Origin of the sequence: Streptomyces radiopugnans, from assembly GCF_900110735.1 — a bacterium.
In the GTDB taxonomy this organism is placed as follows: Bacteria; Actinomycetota; Actinomycetes; order Streptomycetales; family Streptomycetaceae; genus Streptomyces; species Streptomyces radiopugnans.
The window spans coordinates 94521-120319 of record NZ_FOET01000008.1; the positions used below are offsets into that span (position 1 = coordinate 94521).

At 73.6% G+C, this 25799-nt stretch carries 22 protein-coding genes; 15 read left to right on the forward strand and 7 right to left on the reverse strand.

Annotated features, from left to right (window positions below; translation table 11 throughout):
* Positions 1 to 59: 59 nt before the first annotated feature.
* From pflA to BMY40_RS16215, 4 genes are all read right to left on the reverse strand, one after another.
* The gene (gene pflA / locus BMY40_RS16200) at positions 60 to 869 is read right to left on the reverse strand and encodes a pyruvate formate-lyase-activating protein (protein WP_093660123.1); all 810 of its coding nucleotides are present in this window, start codon (positions 867 to 869) and stop codon (positions 60 to 62) included.
* Positions 869 to 3145, reverse strand: a complete 2277-nt coding sequence (gene pflB / locus BMY40_RS16205; RefSeq protein ID WP_093660125.1) for a formate C-acetyltransferase — start codon at positions 3143 to 3145, stop codon at positions 869 to 871. The genes pflA and pflB overlap by 1 nt, the downstream gene beginning before the upstream one ends.
* Before the next feature lie 49 nt (positions 3146 to 3194).
* Positions 3195 to 5888, reverse strand: a complete 2694-nt coding sequence (gene adhE / locus BMY40_RS16210) for a bifunctional acetaldehyde-CoA/alcohol dehydrogenase (protein ID WP_093660127.1) — start codon at positions 5886 to 5888, stop codon at positions 3195 to 3197.
* Between the two features lie 152 nt (positions 5889 to 6040).
* Positions 6041 to 7105: a carbohydrate kinase family protein gene (locus BMY40_RS16215; RefSeq protein WP_093660342.1), complete on the reverse strand. Its 1065-nt coding sequence runs from the start codon at positions 7103 to 7105 to the stop codon at positions 6041 to 6043.
* Between the two features lie 89 nt (positions 7106 to 7194).
* On the opposite strand from BMY40_RS16215, the gene BMY40_RS16220 reads away from it, so the two are divergent.
* From BMY40_RS16220 to BMY40_RS16270, 12 genes are all read left to right on the forward strand, one after another.
* A complete protein-coding gene (locus tag BMY40_RS16220; protein ID WP_093660129.1) occupies positions 7195 to 7773 on the forward strand; it encodes a GNAT family N-acetyltransferase in 579 nt (192 codons plus the stop codon).
* Positions 7774 to 7903: 130 nt separating this feature from the next.
* Positions 7904 to 7987, forward strand: a complete 84-nt coding sequence (locus tag BMY40_RS29065; RefSeq protein ID WP_309471194.1) for a putative leader peptide — start codon at positions 7904 to 7906, stop codon at positions 7985 to 7987.
* A 156-nt stretch (positions 7988 to 8143) separates the two neighbouring features.
* Positions 8144 to 9841, forward strand: coding sequence for a nitrite/sulfite reductase (locus BMY40_RS16225; RefSeq protein WP_093660131.1), 1698 nt, complete (start codon positions 8144 to 8146; stop codon positions 9839 to 9841).
* Positions 9842 to 10016: 175 nt separating this feature from the next.
* On the forward strand, positions 10017 to 10202 hold the full coding sequence (locus BMY40_RS16230; protein ID WP_093660134.1) for a hypothetical protein: 186 nt from the start codon (positions 10017 to 10019) through the stop codon (positions 10200 to 10202).
* Entirely contained in the window at positions 10199 to 10921 is a 723-nt protein-coding gene (locus BMY40_RS16235) for a phosphoadenylyl-sulfate reductase (RefSeq protein WP_093660136.1), read from the forward strand. The genes BMY40_RS16230 and BMY40_RS16235 overlap by 4 nt, the downstream gene beginning before the upstream one ends.
* Before the next feature lie 47 nt (positions 10922 to 10968).
* Positions 10969 to 11556 (forward strand): adenylyl-sulfate kinase, encoded by a 588-nt coding sequence (cysC, locus tag BMY40_RS16240; protein WP_093660138.1) that lies wholly within the window; start codon positions 10969 to 10971, stop codon positions 11554 to 11556.
* Positions 11553 to 12557, forward strand: a complete 1005-nt coding sequence (gene cysD, locus BMY40_RS16245; protein ID WP_281250786.1) for a sulfate adenylyltransferase subunit CysD — start codon at positions 11553 to 11555, stop codon at positions 12555 to 12557. Before cysC ends, cysD begins: the two co-directional genes overlap by 4 nt.
* 3 nt (positions 12558 to 12560) lie before the next feature.
* Positions 12561 to 13958, forward strand: a complete 1398-nt coding sequence (locus tag BMY40_RS16250) for a sulfate adenylyltransferase subunit 1 (RefSeq protein ID WP_093660140.1) — start codon at positions 12561 to 12563, stop codon at positions 13956 to 13958.
* Entirely contained in the window at positions 13946 to 14074 is a 129-nt protein-coding gene (locus BMY40_RS16255; protein WP_093660142.1) for a hypothetical protein, read from the forward strand. The genes BMY40_RS16250 and BMY40_RS16255 overlap by 13 nt, the downstream gene beginning before the upstream one ends.
* A gap of 167 nt (positions 14075 to 14241) precedes the next feature.
* Positions 14242 to 15060: an ABC transporter ATP-binding protein gene (locus BMY40_RS16260; protein ID WP_093660144.1), complete on the forward strand. Its 819-nt coding sequence runs from the start codon at positions 14242 to 14244 to the stop codon at positions 15058 to 15060.
* On the forward strand, positions 15047 to 16021 hold the full coding sequence (locus tag BMY40_RS16265; RefSeq protein WP_093660146.1) for an ABC transporter permease: 975 nt from the start codon (positions 15047 to 15049) through the stop codon (positions 16019 to 16021). Before BMY40_RS16260 ends, BMY40_RS16265 begins: the two co-directional genes overlap by 14 nt.
* Positions 16022 to 16029: 8 nt before the next feature.
* Complete coding sequence (locus BMY40_RS16270) at positions 16030 to 16824, forward strand: sirohydrochlorin chelatase (RefSeq protein WP_093660148.1); 795 nt, start codon at positions 16030 to 16032, stop codon at positions 16822 to 16824.
* A 22-nt stretch (positions 16825 to 16846) separates the two neighbouring features.
* Here the strand turns inward: BMY40_RS16270 and BMY40_RS16275 are convergent, their stop codons facing one another.
* From BMY40_RS16275 to BMY40_RS16285, 3 genes are all read right to left on the reverse strand, one after another.
* The gene (locus tag BMY40_RS16275) at positions 16847 to 17512 is read right to left on the reverse strand and encodes a GPR1/FUN34/YaaH family transporter (protein ID WP_093660150.1); all 666 of its coding nucleotides are present in this window, start codon (positions 17510 to 17512) and stop codon (positions 16847 to 16849) included.
* A gap of 114 nt (positions 17513 to 17626) precedes the next feature.
* Positions 17627 to 18175 (reverse strand): DUF1697 domain-containing protein, encoded by a 549-nt coding sequence (locus tag BMY40_RS16280; RefSeq protein WP_093660346.1) that lies wholly within the window; start codon positions 18173 to 18175, stop codon positions 17627 to 17629.
* Between the two features lie 41 nt (positions 18176 to 18216).
* Positions 18217 to 19485 (reverse strand): SAV2148 family HEPN domain-containing protein, encoded by a 1269-nt coding sequence (locus tag BMY40_RS16285; protein ID WP_093660152.1) that lies wholly within the window; start codon positions 19483 to 19485, stop codon positions 18217 to 18219.
* A gap of 217 nt (positions 19486 to 19702) precedes the next feature.
* Here BMY40_RS16285 and glgX point away from each other — a divergent pair, with 217 nt between their 5' ends.
* The 3 genes from glgX to BMY40_RS16300 all read left to right on the forward strand — a co-directional run bounded on the left by glgX (position 19703) and on the right by BMY40_RS16300 (position 25774).
* On the forward strand, positions 19703 to 21817 hold the full coding sequence (gene glgX, locus BMY40_RS16290; RefSeq protein ID WP_093660154.1) for a glycogen debranching protein GlgX: 2115 nt from the start codon (positions 19703 to 19705) through the stop codon (positions 21815 to 21817).
* Between the two features lie 120 nt (positions 21818 to 21937).
* The gene (gene treY, locus BMY40_RS16295) at positions 21938 to 24430 is read left to right on the forward strand and encodes a malto-oligosyltrehalose synthase (RefSeq protein WP_093660156.1); all 2493 of its coding nucleotides are present in this window, start codon (positions 21938 to 21940) and stop codon (positions 24428 to 24430) included.
* Positions 24431 to 24670: 240 nt separating this feature from the next.
* On the forward strand, positions 24671 to 25774 hold the full coding sequence (locus tag BMY40_RS16300) for a lytic polysaccharide monooxygenase (protein WP_093660158.1): 1104 nt from the start codon (positions 24671 to 24673) through the stop codon (positions 25772 to 25774).
* Positions 25775 to 25799: the final 25 nt, after the last annotated feature.

Genomic DNA, 25799 nt, shown 5'->3' on the forward strand with positions numbered 1-25799 from the left:
GTTTCCCCGCGGGCCGCGGGGTTCGCACACCGGTGCGGACGAGCGCGCCGGCACGGGGCTCACACCGCGTACAGGCCGTGGGCGGCGAAGACCTCCCGGGCACCGGCCACCTGCTCCGGGGTGGGCACGGGGGTTCCGGCCAGGGGGAAGGTGCGGCCGACCGCCTCCCACTTGGCGGCGCCCAGCTTGTGGAAGGGCAGCACGTCGACGCGGGAGACGTTGCCGAGGGAGGCCGCGAAGGCGGCGACGCCCTCGATGTTGTCGGGCCCGTCGGTCAGGCCGGGGACCAGCACGAACCGCACCCACACCTCTTTGCCCAGCAGCGCCAGCCGGCGGGCGAAGGCCACCGTGGGGGCGATCTCGCCGCGGCCCCCGGTGACCTTCCGGTACAGCCCCGGCTCCCAGGACTTGATGTCCAGCAGCACCAGATCGGTGTCGGCCAGCAGCGCGTCGGAGGCGCGGGCTCCGAGGAATCCGGAGGTGTCCAGGGCGGTGTGCAGGCCCAGCTCGTGCCTGAAGCGGTGCAGCAGTTCCCCGGCGAAGACCGGCTGGAGCAGCGGTTCGCCGCCGCTGAGGGTGGCGCCGCCGCCCGCCGCCCGGATGAAGGCGGTGTACTTCGCCGCCTCGGCGACGAGCTCGTCGGCGGTGGTGCGGCGGCCGTTGCGCAGCCGCCAGGTGTCGGGGTTGTGGCAGTACAGGCAGGCCAGCGGGCAGCCGGCGAGGAAGGCGGTGAAGCGGGTGCCGGGGCCGTCCACGCCGGTGGACAGGTCCCAGGAGTGCACCGATCCGGTGACCGGGCGGCGGGTGGCCGCCCCGGCGGGGGTGGCGGCCCCCGCCGGCGCGGCCGCCCCGCGCATCAGGCGGTCCATCACAGCGCTCCGTGGAAGGTGCGGGCGATGACGTCGAGCTGCTGCTCGCGGGTGAGCTTGACGAAGTTCACCGCGTAGCCGCTGACGCGGACGGTGAGCTGCGGGTACTTCTCCGGGTGCTCCATGGCGTCCACCAGCGTCTTCTGGTCCAGGACGTTGACGTTCATGTGGAAGCCCCCGGCGGCGGTGTAGCCGTCCAGCACCCCGGCGAGGTTCCCGGCGCGCTCGGCCGGGGTGCGGCCCAGGGCGTCGGGGGTGATGGTGTTGGTCAGCGAGATGCCGTCCTCGGCGTCGTCGTAGTCCAGCTTGGCCACCGACAGGGCCGAGGCGATGTAGCCGTGGCGGTCGCGGCCGTTCATCGGGTTGGCCCCGGGGGCGAAGGGCGTGCCGGCGCGGCGGCCGTCGGGGGTGTTTCCGGTCTTCTTGCCGTAGACGACGTTGGAGGTGATGGTGAGCACCGACTGGGTGTGGACCGCGCCCCGGTAGGTGGGGTGGCGGCGCACCTTCTCCATGAAGCCGTGCACCAGCCCGCGGGCGATCTCGTCGGCCCGGTCGTCGTTGTTGCCGTACGCCGGGTAGTCGCCCTCGACCTCGTAGTCGACGGCCAGCCCGGTGGCGTCGCGGATCACCCGCACCCGTGCGTACTTGATCGCCGAGAGCGAGTCGGCGGCGACCGACAGCCCGGCGATGCCGCAGGCCATGGTCCGCAGCACCTCGCGGTCGTGCAGGGCCATCTCCAGCCGCTCGTACGCGTACCTGTCGTGCATGTAGTGGATGACGTTGAGGGCGTGGACGTAGGTCCTGGCCAGCCACTCCAGCATCGCGTCGTAGCGTTCGGCGACGGTGGCGTAGTCCAGGTACTCGCCCTCGATCGGGCGGAACCCGTGCACGACCTGCTCGCCGGTCATCTCGTCGCGGCCGCCGTTGACGGCGTAGAGCAGGGCCTTGGCGACGTTGACGCGCGCCCCGAAGAACTGCATCTGCCGACCCATGGCCATCGCGGAGACGCAGCAGGCGATGGCGGTGTCGTCGCCGTACTTGGGGCGCATCAGCTCGTCGGACTCGAACTGCAGGGCGCTGGTGTCCACGGCGGTCCTCGCCGCGAACTCCTTGAAGCCCCTGGGCAGCACCTGCGACCAGAAGACCGTCAGGTTGGGCTCCGGCGCGGGGCCGAGGTTGTACAGGGTCTGCAGGGCGCGGAAGGCGGTGCGGGTGACCAGCGGGCGGCCGTCCTCGCCGATCCCGGCCAGCGACCAGGTCACCCAGGTGGGGTCGCCGGAGTAGAGCTGGTCGTACTCGGGGGTGCGCAGGAAGCGGACGATGCGGAGCTTGATCACGAAGTCGTCGATCAGCTCCTGGGCCCCGCTCTCGGTCAGCAGCCCGCGGTCGATGTCGCGCTGGAGGTAGACGTCGAGGAAGGCGTCGATGCGGCCGATGGACATGGCCGCGCCGTTCTGCTCCTTCACGGCGGCCAGGTAGGCGAAGTACAGCCACTGGACGGCCTCGCGTCCGGTGGCGGCCGGGCGGGAGACGTCGTAGCCGTAGGAGGCGGCCATCTCCTTCAGCTCGCGCAGCGCCCGGATCTGCTCGGCGTTCTCCTCGCGGTCGCGGATGACGTCCTCGGTGGGCCAGCCGTCGTCCAGCAGCGCCCGGTCGGCCTGCTTGTCGGCGATCAGCCGGTCCGCGCCGTACAGGGCGACGCGGCGGTAGTCGCCGATGATGCGGCCGCGGCCGTAGGCGTCGGGCAGGCCGGTGATGATGCCGGCCGAGCGGCAGGCCCGGATCTCGGGGGTGTAGGCGTCGAAGACGCCGTCGTTGTGGGTCTTGCGGTAGGTGGTGAAGATCTTCTTCACCTCCGGGTCGGGCTCGTGGCCGTAGGCCTTCAGGGCCGCCTCGACCATCCGCCAGCCCCCGATCGGCATGATCGCCCGCTTGAGGGGGGCGTCGGTCTGCAGGCCGACGATCAGGTCGAGGTCCTCGTCGACGTAGCCGGGCCCGAAGGCGGTGATGGTGGAGGGGGTCGCGGTGTCCACGTCGTACACGCCGCGCTCGCGCTCGGCGGGGAACATCGCCAGCAGCTTGTTCCACACGGCGGTGGTGCGGTGGGTGGGGCCGGCGAGGAAGGAGCCGTCGCCCTCGTAGGGGGTGTAGTTGTGCTGGACGAAGTCGCGGACGTCGATCGCGTCCCGCCACAGGCCGCCCTTGAAGCCCTGCCAGGCGCCGGTGCCGGTGCGGTCCGGCGAGTGGGGGGTCTGCGGCTGCGGGATGGTGGTCATGGCTGGTCTCCCTTGGGGTTCTGCCGTGCGGGGCGGTCGGGGGCTGCGCTCATGCCGTGGCGGCGTGGCCGTAGTAGGCCTGGCGCATCAGCGCCTGCATCTCGTCGAGCATCGGCATCCGGGGGTTGGCGGGGGCGCACTGGTCGGCGTAGGCGTTGCGGGCCTGCTCGGGCAGGGCGGCGAGGAACTCCTTCTCGTCCACGCCCGCCTCCCGGAAGGAGGCCGGGACACCGCACCGGGCGCGCAGCTCCTCCACGGCGCGGGCGTAGGACTCCACGCCCTCCTCGGGGGTGGCGGCCGGCAGGCCGAGCGTCCTGGCGATCTCCTGGAAGCGCTCGTGGGCCCGGTAGGTCTCGTACTTGGGCCAGCCGGTCAGCTTGGTGGGGATGCGGCCGTTGTGGCGGATGACGTGCGGCAGCAGCAGCGCGTTGGTCCGGCCGTGGGTGATGTGGAAGGTGTTGCCGAGGGTGTGGGACATGGCGTGCACCAGGCCGAGGAAGGCGTTGGCGAAGGCCATGCCGGCGATGGTGGAGGCGTTGTGCATCCGCTCGCGGGCCCTGGGGTCCTCGGGGCCGTGGGTGACGCAGCGCTCCAGGTTCTCGAAGATCAGCCGGATGGCCTGCAGGCACAGCCCGTCGGTGTAGTCGTTGGCGTAGACCGACACGTACGCCTCGGTGGCGTGGGTGAGGGCGTCGAAGCCGGAGTCGGCGGTGACGGCGGGCGGCAGGGTGGCGGTCAGGACCGGGTCGACGATGGCGACGTCGGGGGTGAGGGCGTAGTCGGCCAGCGGGTACTTGCGGGCGGCGGCCGGGTCGGAGATGACGGCGAAGGGGGTGACCTCGGCGCCGGTGCCGGAGGTGGTCGGGACCGCGATCAGCCTCGCCCTCTCCCCCAGCGGCGGGAAGGTGAAGGCGCGCTTGCGGATGTCGGAGAACTTCTCCTTGGTGTCGGCGAAGGCGATCTCGGGGTGCTCGTACATCAGCCACATCACCTTGGCGGCGTCGATGGGCGAGCCGCCGCCGAGGGCGACGATGGTGTCGGGCTCGAACTCGCGCATCTTCGCGGCGCCGCGCTCGACGGTGGCCAGCTCCGGGTTGGGCTCGACGTCGTCGATGATCTGGAGGTTCACCGGCTCGCGGCGGGAGCGCAGGATGTCCTTGACGCGGGTGAGGTAGCCCAGGCGGTCCATGGTGCGGTCGGTGACGACGGTGACGCGCCGCATGCCGCGCATGTCGCCGAGGTAGCGCAGGGAGTGGCGCTCGAAGTAGATCTTCGGCGGGACCTTGAACCACTGCATGTTGGTGTTGCGCCGCCCGATGCGCTTGATGTTGAGCAGGTCGACGGCGGTGACGTTGCCGGAGACCGAGTTGTGGCCGTAGGAGCCGCAGCCCAGGGTCATCGAGGGCAGGAAGGAGTTGTAGACGTCTCCGATGCCGCCGAGGCTGGAGGGCGCGTTGGCGATGATGCGCACGGCCTTGACGCGGCGGCCGAACTCCTCGGTCAGCTCCCCGTCGTCGGCGTGGATCACCGCGCTGTGGCCCAGGCCGTCGAACTCGACCATCCGCGCGGCCAGTTCGATGCCCTGCTCGGTGGTCTCGGCGCGCAGCAGGGCCAGTACCGGGGAGAGCTTCTCGCGGCTGAGCGGCTCGGCGGGGCCGACGGCCGCGATCTCGGCGAGGATGACGGAGGTGTCCTCGGGGACGGTGAAGCCCGCCTGCCCGGCGATCCAGTGCGGCGGCCGGCCGACGGCGTCGGCGTTCAGCTTCGCCCCGGCGCAGTTGACGCTCCGGGCGGTGGTGCCGAACAGGAACCGCTCCAGCTTCTCCTTCTCCTCGGCGGTGGCCAGATGGGCGTGGAGCTTGCGGAACTCCGCGACGGCCTGCTCGTAGACCTCGGCGTCCAGGACGGCGGCCTGCTCGGACGCGCAGATCATGCCGTTGTCGAAGGCCTTGGACAGGACGATGTCGTGCACCGCGCGGGGGACGTCGGCGGTGCGGTGGACGTAGGCGGGGACGTTGCCCGCGCCGACGCCGAGGGCCGGCTTGCCGCACGAGTAGGCGGCCCGGACCATGGCGTTGCCGCCGGTGGCCAGGATGGTGGAGACGTCCGCGTGGTTCATCAGCAGGCGGGTGGCCTCCATCGACGGCTCCTCGATCCACTGCACGCAGTGCTCGGGGGCGCCCGCCTCCACGGCCGCCTCCCGTACGATCCGGGCCGCCTCGGCGCTGCACCGCTGGGCCGAGGGGTGGAAGGCGAAGACGATCGGGTTGCGGGTCTTGAGCGCGATCAGCGCCTTGAAGATCGTGGTGGAGGTGGGGTTGGTCACCGGGGTCATGGCGCACACCACGCCGACGGGCTCGGCGATCTCGGTGATCCCGTTCAGCTCGTCGCGGCGGACGACGCCGACCGTCTTCAGCCCCTGCATCGAGTGGGTGACGTGCTCGCAGGCGAAGAGGTTCTTCATCGCCTTGTCCTCGAACACCCCCCGGCCGGTCTCGGCGACGGCCTGCTCGGCCAGCTCGCAGTGGTTCGCCAGGGCCGCCAGGGAGGCCTTCCGCACGATGTGGTCGACCTGCTCCTGGGTGAAGGAGGCGTACTCCTCCAGGGACTTGACGGCGTGTGCGACCAGGGTGTCGACGGCGTGCCGGGCGGTCTCGGCGCGCTCGGCGTCCGCCGGAGCGGCGGGACGTGCGGCAGGACGCGCTGCGGAGCGTGCGGCGGGACGTGCGGTGGCTTCTGCCATGGGGATCACCTCTGGATGGGGGCCTCGGTGACTCCATTGCACGCCGCCGGGGGCCTCCGGCGCAGTCGCCGAAGGGACCCCGCCCGGCGGCCGAAGGTCCCGCCCCGGCAGGGGGTGCGGGCCGAAGGTCCCGGTACCGGCCGGTAGGGCGCTCACCTGGGCGTATGGCGGCCCATCCGATGCGCCCGGGGCGGGTTGGCGCCCCGTACCGCACAGGTCGCGGCGGCGACGGCGGCACCGGTGGCCAGGGCCTGTTCCAGGACGCCGGCGGTCAGCCCGTCCAGGCGCCCGCCGAGGGCCCCGGCACTGTGGAGGGAGTGCAGCAGGCCGCCCGTGAAGGCGTCGCCCGCGCCGACGGTGTCCACCACGGCGGTGGGCGGGGCGGGCACCCTCAGCCGTACGCGCTCCGCGCCGCTCGCGCCGCCCGCGCCCTCCAGCGAGGCGTACGCGCCCGCCGCTCCGAGCGTGACGACCACCAGGGCCGCGCCGTGGCCGTGGAGGACGCCGGCGGCCTCCTCCACGCCGGCGCCGGGCAGGAGGTGACCGAGGTCGTCGTCGGACAGCCGCAGGATGTCGGCCGCGGCGCACCAGCGCGGCAGCCGCTCGCGGTAGACGGCCGGCTCCACCAGCAGCGGCCGGACGTTGGGGTCGACGGAGACGGTGGCCCGCCCTCGCACCCTCTCCAGCAGCCGTTCCACCGCCTCGCCGCCCGGCGGCCGCACCAGTGCCAGCGATCCGGTGTGCACACAGGCCGCGGGGCCGGACGCGGCCGCCGCCAGCTCGCCGTCCGTCCACTGCCAGTCGGCGGTGCCCTCGGCGTGGAAGGAGTACTCGGCGCGGCCGGCGGCGTCGACGTCGGCGACGGCCAGGGTGCTGGGCTCGGCCGCCTCGACCACCGCGCCGAGGTCCACGCCGGAGGCGGCCAGGTGCTCGCGGAAGAGGCGGCCGAAGACGTCCCGCGACAGCCTGCCCAGGAAGCGGGTGGGGGTACCGAGCCGGGCGAGTGCCACGGCGGTGTTGGCGGGTCCGCCTCCGGGCAGGACCTCCAGCCCGATCGACGGGGCGGACGGCCGTGCCCCGCCGCCGGGCGGCGGGACGGTGAAGGCGTCGGCCACGCACTCGCCGAGCACGACGACGGGCGGCGCGGCGACGGGGGCGACGGACTCGGGGGCGGTGGGTTCGGGGGCGCCGCCGGGGCGGCTGCTGGTCGCGGGCATGGGTGGCATTCTGGTACGGCGCGGCGGCCGGGAGGCGGTCCGCGGGGCCGCCTCCCGGCCGCCGGCGCCGTCGTGCTTCACTGCCCGGCATGAGCACCACCGTCGCCGTCACCACCTGGTCACTGGAGCAGACCTCCCCCTCCGACCTCTCCCCCGCCCACGTTCCGGACAGCGGGTCCGGCATCCGGATCGTCCGGGCGGAGGTGCCCAGCCCGGAGTTCAGCCGCTTCCTCTACACCGCCGTCGGCGGGGACGTCACCTGGACGGACCGGCTGGAGTGGACGTACGCGCGGTGGCGGGAGTTCCTGGAGCGCCCCGGCGTGGAGACCTGGGTGGCGTACGAGCACGGGACCCCGGCCGGGTACATCGAGCTGGAACCGCAGCCCGGGGGGACGGTGGAGATCACCTACTTCGGTCTGATCGCCGCCTTCCGCGGCCGGCGCATCGGCGGGCACCTGCTGTCCTGCGGGACCGCGCGCGCCTGGGACCTGGCGGAGCGCTGGCCGGAGCGGGAGCCCACCCGGCGGGTGTGGGTGCACACCTGCAGCAAGGACGGCCCCCATGCGCTGGCGAACTACCGGCGGCGCGGCTTCCGCCTGTTCGACACCAGGACGGAGGACGAACCGGACGTTCCCGCTCCCGGCCCCTGGCCGGGAGCGGGGGTGTGAGCCCCGCCGGGGCCCCCGCGGCTCCGGCGAACCCGTGACCGATATCACTGCGTCTCGCAGAGCGGGACACCTTTGTCCGAACTGTGGATAACGGTGGACTGCCGCGAGATGCTCATGCCACGCTTCTGCCATGTCTCGAGCTGGAATTGCCTTGGTGAGTCGGCGGCACGTCGACCTCGGCCGCATGTCCAGCGCCATCTGTCCGGCGGGCTGACAGTCCCAGCACCGCCGCACATCCGCCGCCCCCGTCGTCGCGGGCAGGCGGCTCCACTTCCCGTTTTCCGTACGGATCCGCGCACGTCAGCGCGCCCGGACGGATTCGGGCCGCTTCCCGCGCAGCCGAGTCCAGCAGAAGGACGAACACACCGCCATGGCCGACACCCCCAAGCCAGCCAGCGCTGCCCCGACCCGCCGCAAGGCCGGCCGCCACCGCGGCGAGGGCCAGTGGGCCGCCGGGCACTTCACCCCGCTGAACGCCAACGAGCAGTTCAAGAAGGACGATGACGGTCTCAATGTGCGGACACGCATTGAGACGATCTACGCCCACCGCGGGTTCGACTCCATCGACCCCAGCGACCTGCGCGGCCGGATGCGCTGGTGGGGCCTTTACACCCAGCGCAGGCCCGGGATCGACGGCGGCAAGACCGCCGTCCTGGCCCCGGAGGAGCTGGACGACGAGTACTTCATGATGCGCGTGCGCATCGACGGCGGGCGGCTGACCACCGAGCAGCTGCGCGTCATCGGCGAGATCTCCCAGGAGTTCGCCCGCGGCACCGCCGACATCACCGACCGGCAGAACATCCAGCTCCACTGGGTCCGCATCGAGGACGTCCCCGAGATCTGGCGCCGCCTGGAGGCCGTGGGGCTGTCCACCACCGAGGCCTGCGGCGACACCCCGCGCGCCTTCCTGGGCTCGCCGGTCGCCGGGATCGCCGCCGACGAGATCATCGACGGCACGCCCGCGCTGGAGGAGGCCAAGCGCCGCATCGTCGGCAACCCGGCGTTCTCCAACCTCCCCCGCAAGTTCAAGACGGCCATCTCCGGCTCCCCCCTGCTGGACGTGGCGCACGAGATCAACGACGTGTCCTTCGTCGGCGTGCGCCACCCCGAGCTCGGCCCCGGCTTCGACGTGTGGGTGGGCGGCGGCCTGTCCACCAACCCCAAGCTCGGCGTCCGGCTGGGCGCCTGGGTTCCGCTGGAGGACGTGGTGGACGTCCTGGAGGGCGTCGTCTCGATCTTCCGCGACTACGGCTACCGCCGGCTGCGCAACCGCGCCCGTCTGAAGTTCCTCGTCGCCGACTGGGGCGCGGAGAAGTTCCGTCAGGTGCTGGAGGACGAGTACCTGGGGCGGAAACTGGCCGACGGCCCCGGCCCCGAGGCCCCCGCCCGGCTGTGGCGCGATCACGTCGGTGTGCACCGCCAGAAGGACGGCCGCTACTACGTCGGCTTCGCCCCCCGCGTCGGCCGCGTCGACGGTGCCACCCTCACCAAGATCGCCGAGCTGGCCGAGGGCCACGGCTCGGGCCGGGTGCGCACCACCGTCGAGCAGAAGATGATCATTCTCGACGTGGCCGAGGACCGGGTGGACTCCCTGGTGGAGGGCCTGGAGTCGCTGGACCTGACGACGCGTCCGTCGGTCTTCCGGCGCGGCACCATGGCCTGCACCGGCATCGAGTTCTGCAAGCTGGCCATCGTCGAGACCAAGGGCCGCGGCTCCACCCTCATCGACGAACTGGAGCGCCGCCTGCCGGAGTTCGACGAGCCGGTCACCATCAACATCAACGGCTGCCCCAACGCCTGCGCCCGCATCCAGGTCGCCGACATCGGGCTCAAGGGCCAGCTCGTCACCGACGCGGACGGCAACCAGGTCGAGGGCTACCAGGTCCACCTCGGCGGCGCGCTGGGGCTGGACCCCGGTTTCGGCCGCAAGGTGCGCGGCCTGAAGGTCACCGCGGCCGAGCTGCCCGACTACGTCGAGCGCCTCCTGACCCGCTACCGCGAGGAGCGGCAGGACGGCGAGCGCTTCGCCCAGTGGGCGGCGCGGGCCGACGAGGGAGCCCTGAAGTGAGCGGCGCACACGCGGCCACCACCCCGCACGCCACCACAGGCCCGCACCGCCGCCGCGCGGGCGGAGAAGCGAACAGGGAGGCCGTGAGCGGCGCACACGCGGCCACCACCCCGCAGCCGACCACGAAACCCGTAACCGACCGCCGCGCGGGCGGAGAAGCTCACAAGGAGGCACCGTGAGCGAACGCGCCGCGCCGTTCTACTGCCCGTACTGCGGAGACGAGGACCTGCGGCCGTCCGAGGACGGTCACGGCGCGTGGGAGTGCGCCTCCTGCAACCGCGCCTTCAGGCTCTCGTTCCTCGGACTGCTGGCCGACGGCCTGCGGCGGTCCGGTTCCACCGAGGGAGACAGCACACGATGAACGCCGCCGAGGACCGGCACGACCTGCGGGCGGACGCCGACGAGTTGCGGCGGCTCGCCGAGAAGGCGGGCCGCGAACTGGAGGACGCCCCGGCACTGGAGATCCTGCGCTGGGCCGTCGGCACCTTCGGCCCGCGCTTCTGCGTGACCTCCTCCATGGAGGACGCCGTCGTCGCGCATCTGGCCTCGCGCGTGGCGCCCGGTGTGGACGTGGTGTTCCTCGACACCGGCTACCACTTCCCGGAGACCATCGGCACCCGGGACGCGGTGGCCGCGGTGATGGACGTCAACGTCATCACGCTCACCCCGCGGCAGACCGTGGCCGAGCAGGACGCCGAGTACGGGCCGCGCCTGCACGACCGCGACCCCGACCTGTGCTGCGCGCTGCGCAAGGTCAGGCCGCTGGAGGAGGGCCTGCGCGGGTACGACGCCTGGGCCACCGGGCTGCGCCGCGACGAGTCCCCGACCCGGGCGGGGACTCCGGTCGTCGGCTGGGACGAGAGGCGGGGCAAGGTCAAGGTCTCGCCCATCGCACGCTGGACGCAGGGCGACGTGGACGCCTACGTTGCCGAGCACGGTGTCCTCACCAACCCTCTGCTGATGGACGGTTACCCCTCCATCGGGTGCGCGCCCTGCACTCGGCGGGTGCTGGAGGGCGAGGACGCCCGCTCCGGCCGCTGGGCCGGACGCGGCAAGACCGAGTGCGGACTGCATGGCTGATGGCGAACCCGAAGGCCGTACGGGCCCAGACAGTTGAGGAGCGTCAGATGAGCGGGGCGACCGCTTCCGGCACGGACAGAACCGGCAGTACCGACGGCACCGGCACCGGAGCCACGATCTGGCTCACCGGCCTGCCCAGCGCGGGCAAGACCACGATCGCCCACGCGCTGGCCGGGCGGCTGCGCGACGAGGGGCACCGGGTGGAGGTGCTGGACGGCGACGAGATCAGGGAGTTCCTCTCCGCCGGTCTGGGCTTCTCCCGCGAGGACCGCCACACCAACGTGCAGCGGATCGGCTTCATCGCCGAACTGCTCGCCTCCAACGGGGTCAAGGCCCTGGTCCCGGTGATCGCGCCGTACGCCGACAGCCGCGAGGCTGTCCGCAAGCGCCACCAGGCGGAGGGCACGGCCTATCTGGAGGTGCACGTGGCCACGCCCGTGGAGGTGTGCTCCGAGCGCGATGTGAAGGGGCTGTACGCCAGGCAGGCCGCGGGAGAGCTCTCCGGACTGACCGGGGTGGACGACCCGTACGAGGCGCCGGCCGATCCGGATCTGCGGATCGAGGCGCACACCGAGCCGGTGGACGACTCCGCCGCCCGGCTGTACGCACTGCTCGCCGAGAGGGGACTGGCGTGACGACCTCGACGGAACCGACCACCGGGCCCGCGGCCGCGCCGGACCGGACCGCCGGGGGCCCCGGCGCCTCCGGGACCTCCCAGGCCTCCGAGAACTCCGGTGCGGCGTACGCGCTGAGCCATCTGGACGCGCTGGAGTCTGAGGCGGTGCACATCTTCCGCGAGGTGGCGGGCGAGTTCGAGCGGCCGGTGATCCTCTTCTCCGGCGGCAAGGACTCCATCGTGATGCTGCACCTGGCGCTGAAGGCCTTCGCCCCGGCGCCGGTGCCCTTCGCGCTGCTGCACGTGGACACCGGCCACAACTTTCCCGAGGTCCTCGACTACCGCGACCGGGTGGTGGCCGAGCACCGGCTGCGCCTGCACGTCGCCTCGGTGCAGGAGTTCATCGACCGCGGCGAACTGCGCGAGCGCCCGGACGGCACCCGCAACCCGCTGCAGACCGTGCCGCTGCTGCACGCCATCGAGACGAACCGCTTCGACGCGGTCTTCGGCGGCGGGCGGCGGGACGAGGAGAAGGCCCGCGCCAAGGAGCGGGTGTTCTCCCTGCGCGACGAGTTCGGCGGCTGGGACCCGCGCCGCCAGCGCCCCGAGCTGTGGCAGCTCTACAACGGCCGCCACGCGCCGGGCGAGCACGTGCGCGTCTTCCCGCTGTCCAACTGGACCGAGCTGGACGTGTGGCAGTACATCGCCCGGGAGAAGATCGAGCTGCCCGCCATCTACTACGCCCACACCCGCGAGGTCTTCAAGCGCAACGGCATGTGGCTGGCGCCGGGCGGGTGGGGCGGCCCGAAGGACGGCGAGACGGTCCAGGAGCGCCAGGTGCGCTACCGCACCGTCGGCGACATGTCCTGTACCGGGGCGGTGGACTCCGACGCCACCACCATCGAGCAGGTCATAGCGGAGATCGCGGCCTCCCGGCTGACCGAGCGGGGCGCGACCCGGGCCGACGACAAGCTGTCGGAGGCCGCCATGGAGGACCGCAAGCGCGAAGGGTACTTCTGACCGATGACCACCGCTGCCACCACTTCCACAGCCGGTGCCGGCACCGGCGCCGCCGACGAGGCCGCCGGCCGGCTGCTGCAGGACACCTCGCTGCTGCGTTTCGCCACCGCCGGGTCGGTGGACGACGGCAAGTCCACCCTGGTCGGACGGCTGCTGCACGACTCCAAGTCCGTCCTGGCCGACCAGCTGGAGGCCGTCGAGCACGCCTCCCGCAGCCGCGGCGCCGCCGGCCCCGACCTGGCGCTGCTGACCGACGGGCTGCGCGCCGAGCGCGAGCAGGGCATCACCATCGACGTGGCCTACCGCTACTTCGCCACGCCGCGGCGCCGGTTCATCCTGGCCGACACCCCCGGCCATGTGCAGTACACCCGCAACATGGTCACCGGCGCCTCCACCGCCGAGCTGGCCATCATCCTGGTCGACGCCCGCAACGGCGTGGTCGAGCAGACCCGCCGCCACGCCGCGGTCGCCGCCCTGCTGCGCGTCCCCCACGTGGTGCTGGCCGTCAACAAGATGGACCTGGTCGGCTACTCCGAGCCCGTCTTCGCACAGATCGCCGAGCAGTTCACCGCCTACGCCGCCTCGCTCGGCGTGCCGGAGATCACCGCCGTGCCCATCTCGGCGCTGGTCGGCGACAACGTGGTCACCCCGTCCGAGCACATGGACTGGTACAGCGGCCCCACCGTCCTGGAGCACCTGGAGACCGTCGAGGTCGACCACGACCCGGCCGGGGACGTGGCCCGCTTCCCCGTCCAGTACGTCATCCGCCCGCAGACCGCCGAGCACCCCGACTACCGCGGCTACGCCGGCCAGATCGCCTCCGGCGTGCTGCGCGTGGGCCAGCCGGTGACGGTGCTGCCCTCGGGCCGCACCTCGGTGATCGAGGGCATCGATCTGCTCGGCCAGTCGGTCCGGCAGGCCTGGGCCCCGCAGTCGGTCACCGTCCGCCTGGCGGACGACCTCGACGTCTCCCGCGGCGACCTGATCGTCCCGGCCGACGACGCCCCGGCCACCGGTCAGGACGTCACCGCCACCGTCTGCCACCTGCACGACACCCCGCTGCGGGTGGGGCAGCGGGTGCTGCTCAAGCACACCACCCGCACGGTCAAGGCGATCGTCAAGGAGATCCCCTCCCGGCTGACCCTGGACGACCTCTCGCCCCACCCCGAGCCGGGCGAACTGGTGGCCAACGACATCGGCCGGGTGCGCATCCGCACCGCCGAACCGCTGCCGCTGGACCCCTACGCCCTCTCCCGCCGCACCGGCTCGTTCCTGCTGATCGACCCGGCCGACGGCTCCACCCTCACCGCCGGCATGTCCGGCGACGCCTTCACCGGGGCCGCCGGGGCGGTACGGGCCGCCGCGGGCGACACCGCACAGGAGGACGGATGGGACTTCTGAGCGCGGCGGGCGCCGCCGTGCACGACGCCTTCTCCACCTTCGACCACACCGGCGGCCGGATCGGCAGCGGTGTCCGGGGCAGCGGGCAGGGCGGACTGGCGGGATGCCGCCGGTGACGCCCGACGCCCGGCCGCGCCACCCGCAGGTCCGGCACCTCCAGCACGACCCGCGCCTCCGGGACGCCCCATATGTCCCCCAAGCGCGGCACGTCCCCGCCGCACACGCCGGCTCTCCCCCGCCGTAGCCGCCCGAACAGGGTGGCGAACCACGAGAGGACCCCGCTGTGTCCACCGAACTCGCCACCCCCGCCCCGGCGCCGTCCGTCACCGGTGCCGGGGCCGGGCAGGCCCGCCCGTACGCGGTGCGGCTCGACCGCGTCTCGAAGTCCTTCGGCTCCTCCCCCCGTGCCCGCCAGCAGGTGCTGGACGGCATCGGCCTGACGGTGGCGCCCGGGGAGTTCGTCTGCCTGCTGGGCGCCTCCGGCTGCGGCAAGTCCACGCTCCTCAACCTGGTGGCCGGACTGGACCACCCGACCTCCGGCGAGGTGCGGGTGCCGCACGGCCGGCCCGCGCTGATGTTCCAGGACCACGCGCTCTTCCCCTGGCTGAGCGCCGGCCGCAACGTGGAGCTGGCCCTGAAGCTGGCCGGGGTCCCCCGGGCCGAGCGGCGCGGCCGGGCCGAGGAGCTGCTGCGGCTGGTGCGGCTGCCGGACGCGTACGGCAAGCGGGTCCACCAGCTCTCCGGCGGGATGCGGCAGCGCGTGGCGCTGGCCCGCTCGCTGGCCCAGGGCAGCCGGGTGCTGCTGATGGACGAGCCCTTCGCCGCGCTGGACGCCATCACCCGCGACCTGCTCCACGAGGAGCTGACCCGGGTGTGGCGCGAGCGGGAGCTGACGGTGCTGTTCGTCACCCACAACGTGCGCGAGGCGGTACGGCTCGGCCAGCGGGTCGTGCTGCTGTCCTCGCGCCCGGGGCGCGTGGCGCGCGAGTGGGACGTGGACCTCCCCTACCCCCGCCGTATCGAGGACTCCGGAGTCACCTCCCTCGCCCGGGAGATCACCGGCCATCTGCACGAGGAGATCGTCCGACATGCCCGCCACTGACACCGAGGACTCCCGGCGGGGTCCCCGGCACGAGCCCTCCGGGTTCCCCGAGCCCCCCGGGCAGGACATCGGCCGGACCGCGGGCCGGACCGCGGGCGGCGCGGGCGGTCCCGACGACTCCGACGAGATGGCGTCCGGCCTGGACGCCCTGGAGTCCCCCGTGTCCGCGACCGCCGCCACCTCGCGGCGGCTGCTGGCCAAGGCCGCGCCGCCGCTGGCGGCCGTCGCCCTGGTGCTGGCCCTGTGGCAGACGGCGTACGCGCTGAACTGGTCGGCGACGCTGCCCTCCCCCGCCGCCGTGTGGGGCGAGCTGGCCGGCGCCTGGTCGGACGGCACCCTGCTGCCCGCCCTCGGCCACAGCCTGCTGCGCTGCCTGGTCGGCTTCGCCGCCTCCGCGGCCATCGGCGTCCCCCTGGGGCTGCTGCTCACCCGGATGGCGCCGCTGCGCACGGTCCTGGGTCCCATCCTGTCCGCCGTGCAGTCGCTGCCGGCCGCCGCACTGGTGCCGGTGGCGGTGATCGCGCTGGGCAACTCCGAGAGCGCGGTGTACGCCGTGGTGCTGCTCGGCGCGGTGCCCTCCATCGCCGTCGGGGTCACCACCGCCGTCGACCAGATACCGCCGCTGCTGCTGCGGGCCGGCCGGTCGATGGGCGCCGGCGGGCTGCGCGGCGCCGTCCACATTCTCGTCCCCGCCGCGCTGCCCGGCTTCGTGGCGGCGCTGCGGCAGGGCTGGACCTTCGGCTGGCGCGCCCTGATGACGGCCGAGCTGATCACCGCCACCCCGCTGCCCGGCATCGGCCGGATGCTGGACGCGGGCCGGCAGGGCGGTGAGCTGAGCCTGGTGCTGGCCTCGGTGGTGCTGATCCTGGCGGTCGGCGTGCTGGTGGAGTCGGCGCTGTTCTCGCCGGTGGAGCGCCGCGTGCTGCGCAGCCGCGGCCTGGCGTCGGCGGCCGGGCGGTGAGCCGGCCCGTGCGCGCCCTCCACGTCCCGGCCCCCTGCGACCGTCCCGCCCTGCTGGTCGTCGCACACGGCAGCCGCGACCCGCGCCACGCGGCGACCGTGGCCGCGCTGTGCGCGCGGCTGCGCGGGCTGCGCCCGGAGCTGCGGGTCGAGGTGGGCCATCTGGACTTCAACGCCCCCTCGGTGCCGCAGGTGCTCGCCCGTCTCCACGCCGACGGCGTACGGCGTGTGGTGGCCCTGCCGCTGCTGCTCACCCGCGCCTTCCACGCCAAGGCCGACATCCCCGCGGTGCTGGGCGAGGCGGTGTCGCGGCTGCCGCGGCTGGCGGTGCACCAGGCCGACGTCCTGGGCCCGGACCGGCTGCTGACGGCCGCCCTGGAGCGGCGGCTGCGCGAGGCCGGGCTGCGGCCCGGCGACGAACGCTCGACCGGGGTCGTCCTGGCCTCGGCGGGCTCCTCCGACCCGGAGGCGATCGCGGTGATCGCAGATATCGCGCGGGAGTGGCGGCACATCTCCGGTTGGTGTGCCGTGCGGCCCGCGTTCGCCTCCGCATCCCTTCCCCGCACCGCCGACGCGGTGCGGGAGCTGCGCGCGCGGGGGGCGCGGCGGGTGGCCGTCGCCCCGTACGTCGTCGCGCCCGGCTTCCTCCCGGACCGCATCGCCGCCGGCGCCCGCGAGGCGGGTGCGGACCTGCTGGCGCCGGTGCTGGGCGACGCCCCGGAGCTGGCCCGCCTGATGGCGCGGCGCTACGACGAGGCACTGGTCCGGTGGGCCGGGCGCGCGAGCGTGCCCGTCGGCGCGTGAGCGCGGCCGGGATCCCGCGGCCTCACAGCCGCGGGCGCACCCCCGGCTCCTCGCCGGCCGGCTCCTTGCGCAGCACCGGCAGCACCGCACGTCCCAGGGAGTTCTCCAGCAGGAAGGCGAGCGCGGCGTAGCAGGCCAGCGCCGCCAGGACGAGACCGGTGACCCCGGCTGCGCTCTCCCATGCGGAGGACGCGGTCAGCTCGGCGATCCCGGTGACGGCGAAGCGGACCGCCGAGAGCGTGACCACCGCCGCCGCCAGGAGTTTCCCGGTGTCCGCCGCGGCCGCCACCAGCAGGGCGACGGCGGAGGCCAGCAGCGCCAGGCCCAGCGCGTCGCTGTGCGAGCCGGGGGGTGTCAGGGCGGTGGCGCCCGCGGCGGCGGCCCAGGTGCCCGCCAGCAGCCCCATCGCCGTCCCCGCGCCGGGGTCCCGGCACAGGAAGCCGAGCACCGACGCCAGCAGTTGCAGCGGCACCGTCAGCAGCAGGACGGCCAGGGCCACCAGGCGCCCCTCGTACGGCTGGAGCCAGCCGAGCTGGAGCCCGGCGAAGAGGAAGGTGGCGAAGCCCAGGGCGAGGAAGCCCAGGGGCAGCGGGGTGGCGGTGGGCCGCAGGAAGACCCGGGTGCTCCGCTCCTTCCCCGTCAGCCCCGCTCCCGTCCGCCCGGCCCCGGTCTCCTCCGTGTCCTCCACGGTCGTACCTCCGGTCGGTGTACTCCGCGACCGGGGGCGGGTGCCCGGACCGGCGCCGTTCACACCGCCCGCACGGGTGCACCGGGAGGCATCGGGAGGCACCGGCCGAAGGTGTCAGGGCACCATCTCCACAAGCCTGGTGACCGTGCGCCAGTTGCGGCCGGTGACGGTCGTGCCCCGGCAGGCCGTCTCCAGCGCGCCGGGCAGCCTGCTGCGCCCCATGCCGTCCGGAAACCAGCAGTACAGCTCGCGCTCCCCCACCCGGAACTCGTCGGGCGCGTACGCCGCCGCGTCCACCGCCGCCAGGCGCCCGCGGTCCGGTTCGCGGCCGAGGAAGAGGACCAGCAGCCTGGCCGGGTCGGTGCCGGCGGCCGGGTACGGGCAGGCGCCGACCACCGCGCGCAGTTCGCCGGCGGTGCGGACCAGGCAGGGGACGGTGAAGCCGAAGCGGCCGGCGATCGCCGCCTCCAGCTCGGCCGCCAGCTCGCCGGTGTCCCGGCGGCCGGCGGTGAAGACGGCGTTCCCGCTGTTGACGTAGGTGCGCACGTCCTCCCAGCCGAGCCCCGCCATCACCTCGCGCAGCTCGGCCATGGGCACCTTCTTGTTCCCGCCGACGTTGATCCCGCGCAGCAGCGCCGCGTACCTCTCCGGCCGTCCCGTCATGCCCGGCAGCCTAGCGGCGGGGTGTGACAGCACCTGCCGGGTCAGGACACCGGCCGGGAGTCGGCCCACACCGACTCCATCTCCTCGCGGTAGAGGTGGAACAGCCCGCCCTCGGCGCCCTCCCCCGGCGGGCCTCCCTGGACGGTCCCGTCCTGGACGATGTCCCGGCCGCCGCCGCGCAGCACGAAGACCGGGGCCTCCATCCCCCGGATGCGGCGCAGGTAGGACTGGACCACCGCTATGCCGTCCGGCCCGTCGCCGTCCACGAGGTAGGCGGTGAAGCGCGGGGTCTCGTCGAAGACGTGGATCTGGAAGGCGCCGACGTCCCGCAGCCGGGAGCGCACCCGCCGCATGTGGAGGATGTTCATCTCCACCGAACGGCTCAGCTCGCCCTTCTTCAGCCCCAGCTCCCGCTCCCGGCGGCGCACCGCGCTGCTGGCCGGGTTGAGGAAGAGCAGCCGCACCCGGCAGCCGGACTCGGCCAGCCGCACCAGGCGGCGCCCGGAGTAGTTCTGGACCAGCAGGTTCAGGCCTATGCCGATGGCGTCCAGCCGGCGCGCTCCGCCGAACAGGTCCTCGGCCGGGAGCTGGCGCTGCAGGCGCACCCGGTCCGGGTGGACGCCGACGACGTCGGCGAAGCGGTCGCCGACCAGCTCCTCCACCGCGTCCACCGGCAGCCGGTGGGCGGAGGGGATGTCGCGGCCGGCGCCCAGCAGGTCCAGCAGCCTGGCCGAGATCCGCTCGGCCTGGGCGAGGACGGCCGGGGACAGCGCGCGGTTGCGGGCCACCGCGCTGCGGGCGACCTCCAGCTCGTCCAGGGCCAGCTCCAGCTCGCGCCGCCCGTCGAAGTAGGGCTCGAAGCAGGGCCAGTGCTGCACCACCAGCTCGCGCAGCTGCGGCAGGGTGAGGAAGGACAGCAGGGTGTCGTCGGCCGGATCGAGCAGATAGCCCTTGCGGCGGCTGACCTCGCGTACGGCCGCGGCCCGCTGGACCCACTCCTGCCCGGTCGGGCCGGCCGCCGCCACGACCCACTCCTCGCCGTGCACCGGCTCGTAGATCGGCCGCAGCACCGCCGCGACCACGGCGCGCAGCCGCTGCTCGACGAGGTTGAGCCAGATGTAGGCCCGTCCCGCCCGCTGGGCGCGCAGCCGCACCTCGGCCCACTCCTCCGCGCCCCAGGCCAGATCGGCGCCGATCTCCATCGGCCGGGCCAGGGAGACCGTGCCGGGCGGCACCGCTCCGGGCGCCCCGGCGGCACCGCTCTCGCCGCCCCCGTCCCCCGAGGGGAGCTCAAGCCCTCCCGAGCCCACCTGTGCACCGCCTTCCGGACCTGCTGTTCGATCAAGGAGCCTACTGCCCTCCCGGGAGGGGATGCAGCAGTATCCCGCCACCAAGTTCCTTTGCCCGTACGCTCATCCGGGGGAAGATGGATGCTGTGCCCAGCCGGTGGCCGCCTCCCGCACCAGTACTGCGCAAGGATGCAGCGAAAACGGGTAACGGGTAGAGACCGCGACAGGAAGAGTCGACATGCAGGTCTGGCCTGGACGGGCTTATCCCCTCGGCGCCACGTACGACGGGGCCGGGACGAACTTCGCCGTGTTCTCGGAGGCGGCGGAGCGCATCGAACTGTGCCTGCTGCACGACGACGGGTCGGAGACGGCGATCGAGCTGCGCGAGTCCGACGCGTTCGTGCGGCACGCCTACCTGCCGGGCGTCATGCCCGGCCAGCGCTACGGCTTCCGCGTGCACGGGCCGTACGAGCCGGAGAAGGGCAAGCGCTGCAACAGCGCCAAGCTGCTGCTGGACCCCTACGCCAGGGCGATGAGCGGCGCCATCGACTGGGACGAGGCGGTCTACGGCTACCACTTCGACGAACCCGAACGGCGCAACGACCTGGACTCCGCCCCGCACACCATGGCGTCGGTGGTGGTCAACCCCTACTTCGACTGGGGCGACGACCGGCCCCCGCGCACCGACTACCACCAGACGGTCATCTACGAGGCGCACGTCAAGGGCCTGACCATGCTCCATCCGGAGCTGCCCGAGGACCTGCGCGGCACCTACGCGGCACTGGGCCACCCGGCGATCATCGAGCACCTGACGAAGCTGGGGGTGACCGCGCTGGAGCTGATGCCGGTCCACCAGTTCGTCACCGACCACCGGCTGGCCGACGCCGGGCTGGCGAACTACTGGGGCTACAACACCATCGGCTTCTTCGCCCCGCACAACGCCTACGCCTCCTGGGGCGACCGGGGCCAGCAGGTGCTGGAGTTCAAGCAGGCGGTCAAGGCGCTGCACCAGGCCGGGATCGAGGTCATCCTCGACGTGGTCTACAACCACACCGCCGAGGGCAACCACCTGGGGCCGACCCTGTCCTTCCGGGGCCTGGACAACGCCTCGTACTACCGGCTCACCGACGACCCCCGGTACTACATGGACACCACCGGCACCGGCAACTCGCTGCTGATGCGCTCCCCGCACGTCCTGCAGCTGATCATGGACTCGCTGCGCTACTGGGTCACCGAGATGCACGTGGACGGCTTCCGCTTCGACCTGGCGGCCACCCTGGCCCGCCAGTTCCACGAGGTGGACCGGCTGTCGTCGTTCTTCGACCTGGTGCAGCAGGACCCGGTGGTCAGCCAGGTGAAGCTGATCGCCGAGCCCTGGGACGTGGGCGAGGGCGGCTACCAGGTGGGGAACTTCCCGCCGCTGTGGACGGAGTGGAACGGCCGCTACCGCGACACCGTGCGGGACCTGTGGCGGGGCGAGCCGCGCACGCTCGCGGAGTTCGCCTCCCGGCTGACCGGCTCCTCCGACCTGTACCAGGACGACGGGCGCCGCCCGCTGGCCTCGATCAACTTCGTCACCTGCCACGACGGCTTCACCCTGCACGACCTGGTGTCGTACAACGACAAGCACAACGAGGCCAACGGCGAGGGCAACCGGGACGGCGAGAGCCACAACCGCTCGTGGAACTGCGGGGTGGAGGGGGCCACGGACGACGAGGACGTCCTGGCCCTGCGGGGCCGGCAGATGCGCAACTTCATCGCCACCCTGCTGCTCTCCCAGGGCGTGCCGATGCTCTCCCACGGCGACGAGTTCGCCCGCACCCAGAAGGGCAACAACAACGCCTACTGCCAGGACGGCGAACTGTCGTGGGTGCACTGGCCCAAGGCGGGCGAGAAGCATCCGCTGTGCGAGTTCGTGCAGGCCATGGTGGGGCTGCGGCGCGACCACCCGGCCTTCCGCCGGCGCCGCTTCTTCCACGGGCGGCCGGTGGAGGGCACCCACGACGAGCTGTCCGACATCGCCTGGTTCACGCCCGAGGGCGAGGAGATGACCCAGCGGGACTGGCAGGAGGCCCAGGCCAGGGCGCTGACGGTGTTCCTCAACGGCAACGCGATCTCCGAGCCCGGCGAGCGCGGCGAGCGGATCACCGACGACTCCTTCCTGCTGATGTTCAACGCGCAGCCGACCCCGCGCAAGTTCACCGTGCCGGCGGACCACGGGCGGGAGTGGCAGGTCGTGGTGGACACCTCGCGGGAGGACGGGGTGCCGCCGGGCACCGGCCCCATGGTGAGGGCGGGTTCCCGGATCACCCTGGTGGACCGCAGTCTGACGGTGCTCCAGCGCCCCGCCTGAACCGCCTGACCGCCTGACCCGCCCGGTACGCCCGCGGCCGGCCCGGCACGCGTCCCCTGGGCGGGGGCGTCGCCCGACAGGCGGCGGGTTCGGCGGGCACCCGGAGGGAACATGCACCACATGTCCCCTCAGTCCCCTTCCGCGTCCGCCGCGCCCGCCACGTCCGCCGCGCCGTCGGCGCCGCCCCCGCCCGCCGTGCCGACCGCCACCTACCGGCTCCAGCTCCAGCCCGGCTTCCCGTTCTCCGCCGCCGAGAGGGCCGTGCCGTACCTGGCCTCGCTCGGCATCTCGCACCTGCACCTGTCCCCGGTGCTGGAGGCCGCCCCCGGCTCCGCCCACGGCTACGACGTGACCGGGCACGCCCGGGTCCGCGAGGAGCTGGGCGGCGAGGAGGGGCTGCGGTCGCTGTCGCGCGCCGCACGGGAGCACGGCATGGGCATCGTGGTGGACATCGTCCCCAACCACATGGGCGTCCCCGTCCCCGAACGGCTCAACGAGGCGCTGTGGGAGGTGCTGCGCGAGGGCCCCGCCTCGCCGTACGCGCGCTGGTTCGACATCGACTGGGAGGCGGGCGTCGGTCGCCTGCTGCTGCCGGTGCTGGGCGGGCGGCTGGGCGAGGAGCTGGGGGCGCTGTCGGTCAAGGGCGGCGTCCTGGCGTACCACGACCACCGCTTCCCGCTGCGCGAGGGCACCGAGCACCTGCCGCTGCCCGAGCTGCTGGACGCCCAGCACTACCGGCTGGCCTGGTGGCGGCTGGCCCGCACCGAGCTGAACTACCGGCGCTTCTTCACCATCGCCGATCTGATCGGGGTGCGCGTGGAGGAGCCGGAGGTCTTCGCCGCCACCCACGCGTGCGTGCTGCGGCTGCTGCGCGAGGGCGTGGTCCACGGCCTGCGGATCGACCACCCGGACGGGCTGGCCGATCCGGGCGCGTACCTGCTGCGGCTGGAGGAGGAGACCGGCGGCGCCTGGACGGTGGTGGAGAAGATCCTCGGCCCCCGCGAGCGGCTGCCGGTGTCCTGGCCGGTGGCCGGGACGACCGGGTACGACGCCCTGCACCACGTCGACGGCCTCTTCGTCGACCCGGACGGGCTGGCGGAGCTGGCCGCCGTCTACCGCGGCTTCACCGGCGCCGCGCCGGACCTGGGCGGCGAGTGGGGGCCGACCGTGCGGCGGGCCGCCCGGGAGGTGGTCGCCCACGACCTGGCCGCCGAGGTCGGGCGGCTGACCCGCACCGCCGCCGCCGTGTGCGAGGCCGCCCCCGGTCTGGCGCTGCGCGACCATGCGCCCTGGGCGCTGCGCACCGCGATCGAGGAGGTGCTGGTGCGGGTGCCGGTGTACCGGCCGTACGTCACCGCGGGCGGCCCGGTGGGCGCGGAGGACCGGGCGATGCTGGAGGAGGCGGCCGAGGGCGCGCGGGCGGCGTTCGCGGTGCCGGAGGAGGCCGCGGCGGTGGCCGTGGTGCGGGACCTGGCGCTGGGCCGGCTGGGGGACGGCGGGGCCCAGCGGGACTTCTGCGCGCGGTTCGCGCAGGTCTGCGCGGCTCTGCGGGCCAAGTCGGAGGAGGACACCGCCTTCTACCGCTACGCGCCGCTGCTGTCGGCCGCCGAGGTGGGCGGGGACCCGGGGAGCCCGCAGGTGGCCCCGGAGGAGTTCCACGCGTACTGCGCCCGCCTCCAGCGCGACTGGCCGGCCACCGGCACCGTGCTGTCCACGCACGACACCAAGCGCAGCGCGGACGTGCGGGCGGCACTGGCGGTGCTGACCGAGTGCCCGGAGCGGTGGGCGGAGCTGCTGGAGCGGGTGACGCACGAGACGCTGCGCGCCTCCGGCGTGGAGGCCCCGGACCGCCATGTGGCGTGGGTGGCCTGGCAGACGGCGTACGGCATGGGCTTCCCCTACCAGGAGCGGCTGGTGCCCGCGCTGCTGAAGGCGGTGCGGGAGGCGGGTCTGCGCACGACGTGGACGGAGCGGGACGCGGCGTACGAGGAGGCCGTCGAGCGCTTCGCGGTGGCGGGACCGGGCGGGCCGCCGCTGTACACGGTGGCCGCCTTCGCGCGGGAGCTGGCCCGGCCGGTGCGGGCCAACGTGCTCGGCGCGGCGCTGCTGCACCTGACCATGCCGGGTGTGCCGGACCTCTACATGGGCACCGAGCGGGTGTACACCGCGCTGGTCGATCCGGACAACCGGCGGCTGCCGGACTTCCCGCCCTTCCGCACGGGCGTGCCGGAGGAGACCGCGGAGGCGCGGGAGGAGGCCGCCGCCTGGCTGCCGGAGTCCCTGCCCGAGGAGAAGCGGGCCCTGACCGAGGCGGCGCTGCGGCTGCGGCGGGAGCACCCGGCGTGGTTCGGCGCGTCGGCGTCGTACGAGCCGCTGCGGGCCGCCGGTCCGGCGGCCGGGCACTGCGTGGCGTACGCGCGCTCGGGTGCGGTGGTCTGCGTCGCGACGCGGCTCTCCCTGCGGCTGGCCGGTGCGGGCGGCTGGCGGGAGACCGCTCTGGAGCTGCCGCCGGGGCAGTGGCGGGACCTGCTGGGCGGCCGGGAGGCGGAGGGGAGCGTGAAGCTGGCGGAGCTGCTGGCCGAGCGGCCGGTGGCGCTGCTGGTGCGCGGCTGAGGGCACACCGCGAGGCGCCGGGCTTCGCGGCGGCGGTGCGCCGCTCCCTCGGCCGCGCGGCCCCCTCGGTAGGGAATTTCCGTCGTGATGTGAACAGAGCATTTACACACGTCGGGCCCCGCGCTACCTTCACCGGAGATGGGAGCGCTCCCATCGGTTGCGGACCCACCCCCCCACGTGCTTGAAGGGACCTCCGGCACGATGACATCACGCTTAGACGGCACGCCTGCCACGAATGGCATGCCCACGCCAAATACGAGCCGCCCCCGCAGAGGCGTCCTGCTGACGCTGCTGGCCGCGCTGCCGGCCCTGTGCCTGGTGTTCTTCCTCCCCGCGGGCAAGGCACAGGCGCACGGCGCCCCCATGAACCCGGGCAGCCGCACCTACCTGTGCTGGGAGAACGCGCACACCTCCTCCGGCGCGCTCCAGCCGGACAACCCGGCCTGCAGGGCCGCCCTCGACCAGGGCGGGTCCACCCCGTTCTACAACTGGTTCGCCGTGCTCCGCTCCGACGGTGCCGGGCGCACCGAGGGCTTCATCCCCGACGGCCAGCTGTGCAGCGGCGGCACCGGCGGCCCGTACGACTTCACCGCCTTCAACCAGGCGCGCTCCGACTGGCCGTACACCCGGCTGACCTCCGGTGCCCAGATGCGGTTCGCCTACAACGCGTGGGCCGCCCACCCGGGCACCTTCCACCTCTACGTCACCAAGGACGGCTACGACCCGAACCAGCCGCTGGGCTGGGACGACCTGGAGGACCGGCCCTTCGCCTCGGTGACCGACCCGCAGCTGTCCGGCTCGGTCGGCACGATCGACGGCAAGTACACCTGGACCAGCGCCCTCCCGGCGAACAAGAGCGGCCGCCACATCATCTACATGGTGTGGTCGCGCTCCGACAGCAACGAGACCTTCTACAGCTGCTCCGACGTCGTCTTCGACGGCGGCAACGGCGAGGTGGTCTTCCCCGGCACGGACGGCGGCGAGGGCCCGGGCGACCCGGGCGAGGAGCCGACCGACCCCGGTGAGGAGCCCACCGACCCGGGCACGGCCTCCTGCGCCGCCGTCATCCGCAAGGTCAACGACTGGGGCAGCGGCCACCAGGGCGAGGTGACCGTCACCAACCGCGGTGACACCGTCCTGCGCGGCTGGACCGTCCACTTCGAACTGGCCTCCGGCCAGCGGGTGGACAGCCTGTGGAACGCCACACCCACCTACGACGGCGCCAACGTCTACACCCAGAGCCAGCAGGGCTCGACCCTGGAACCGGGCAAGTCGGCGACCTTCGGCTACGTGGTGAACGGCGGAGCGGGCAACCCGTCCGCACCGCACTGCATGCCGCGCTGAGCACGGCACCCGCCCTCCACGGGCA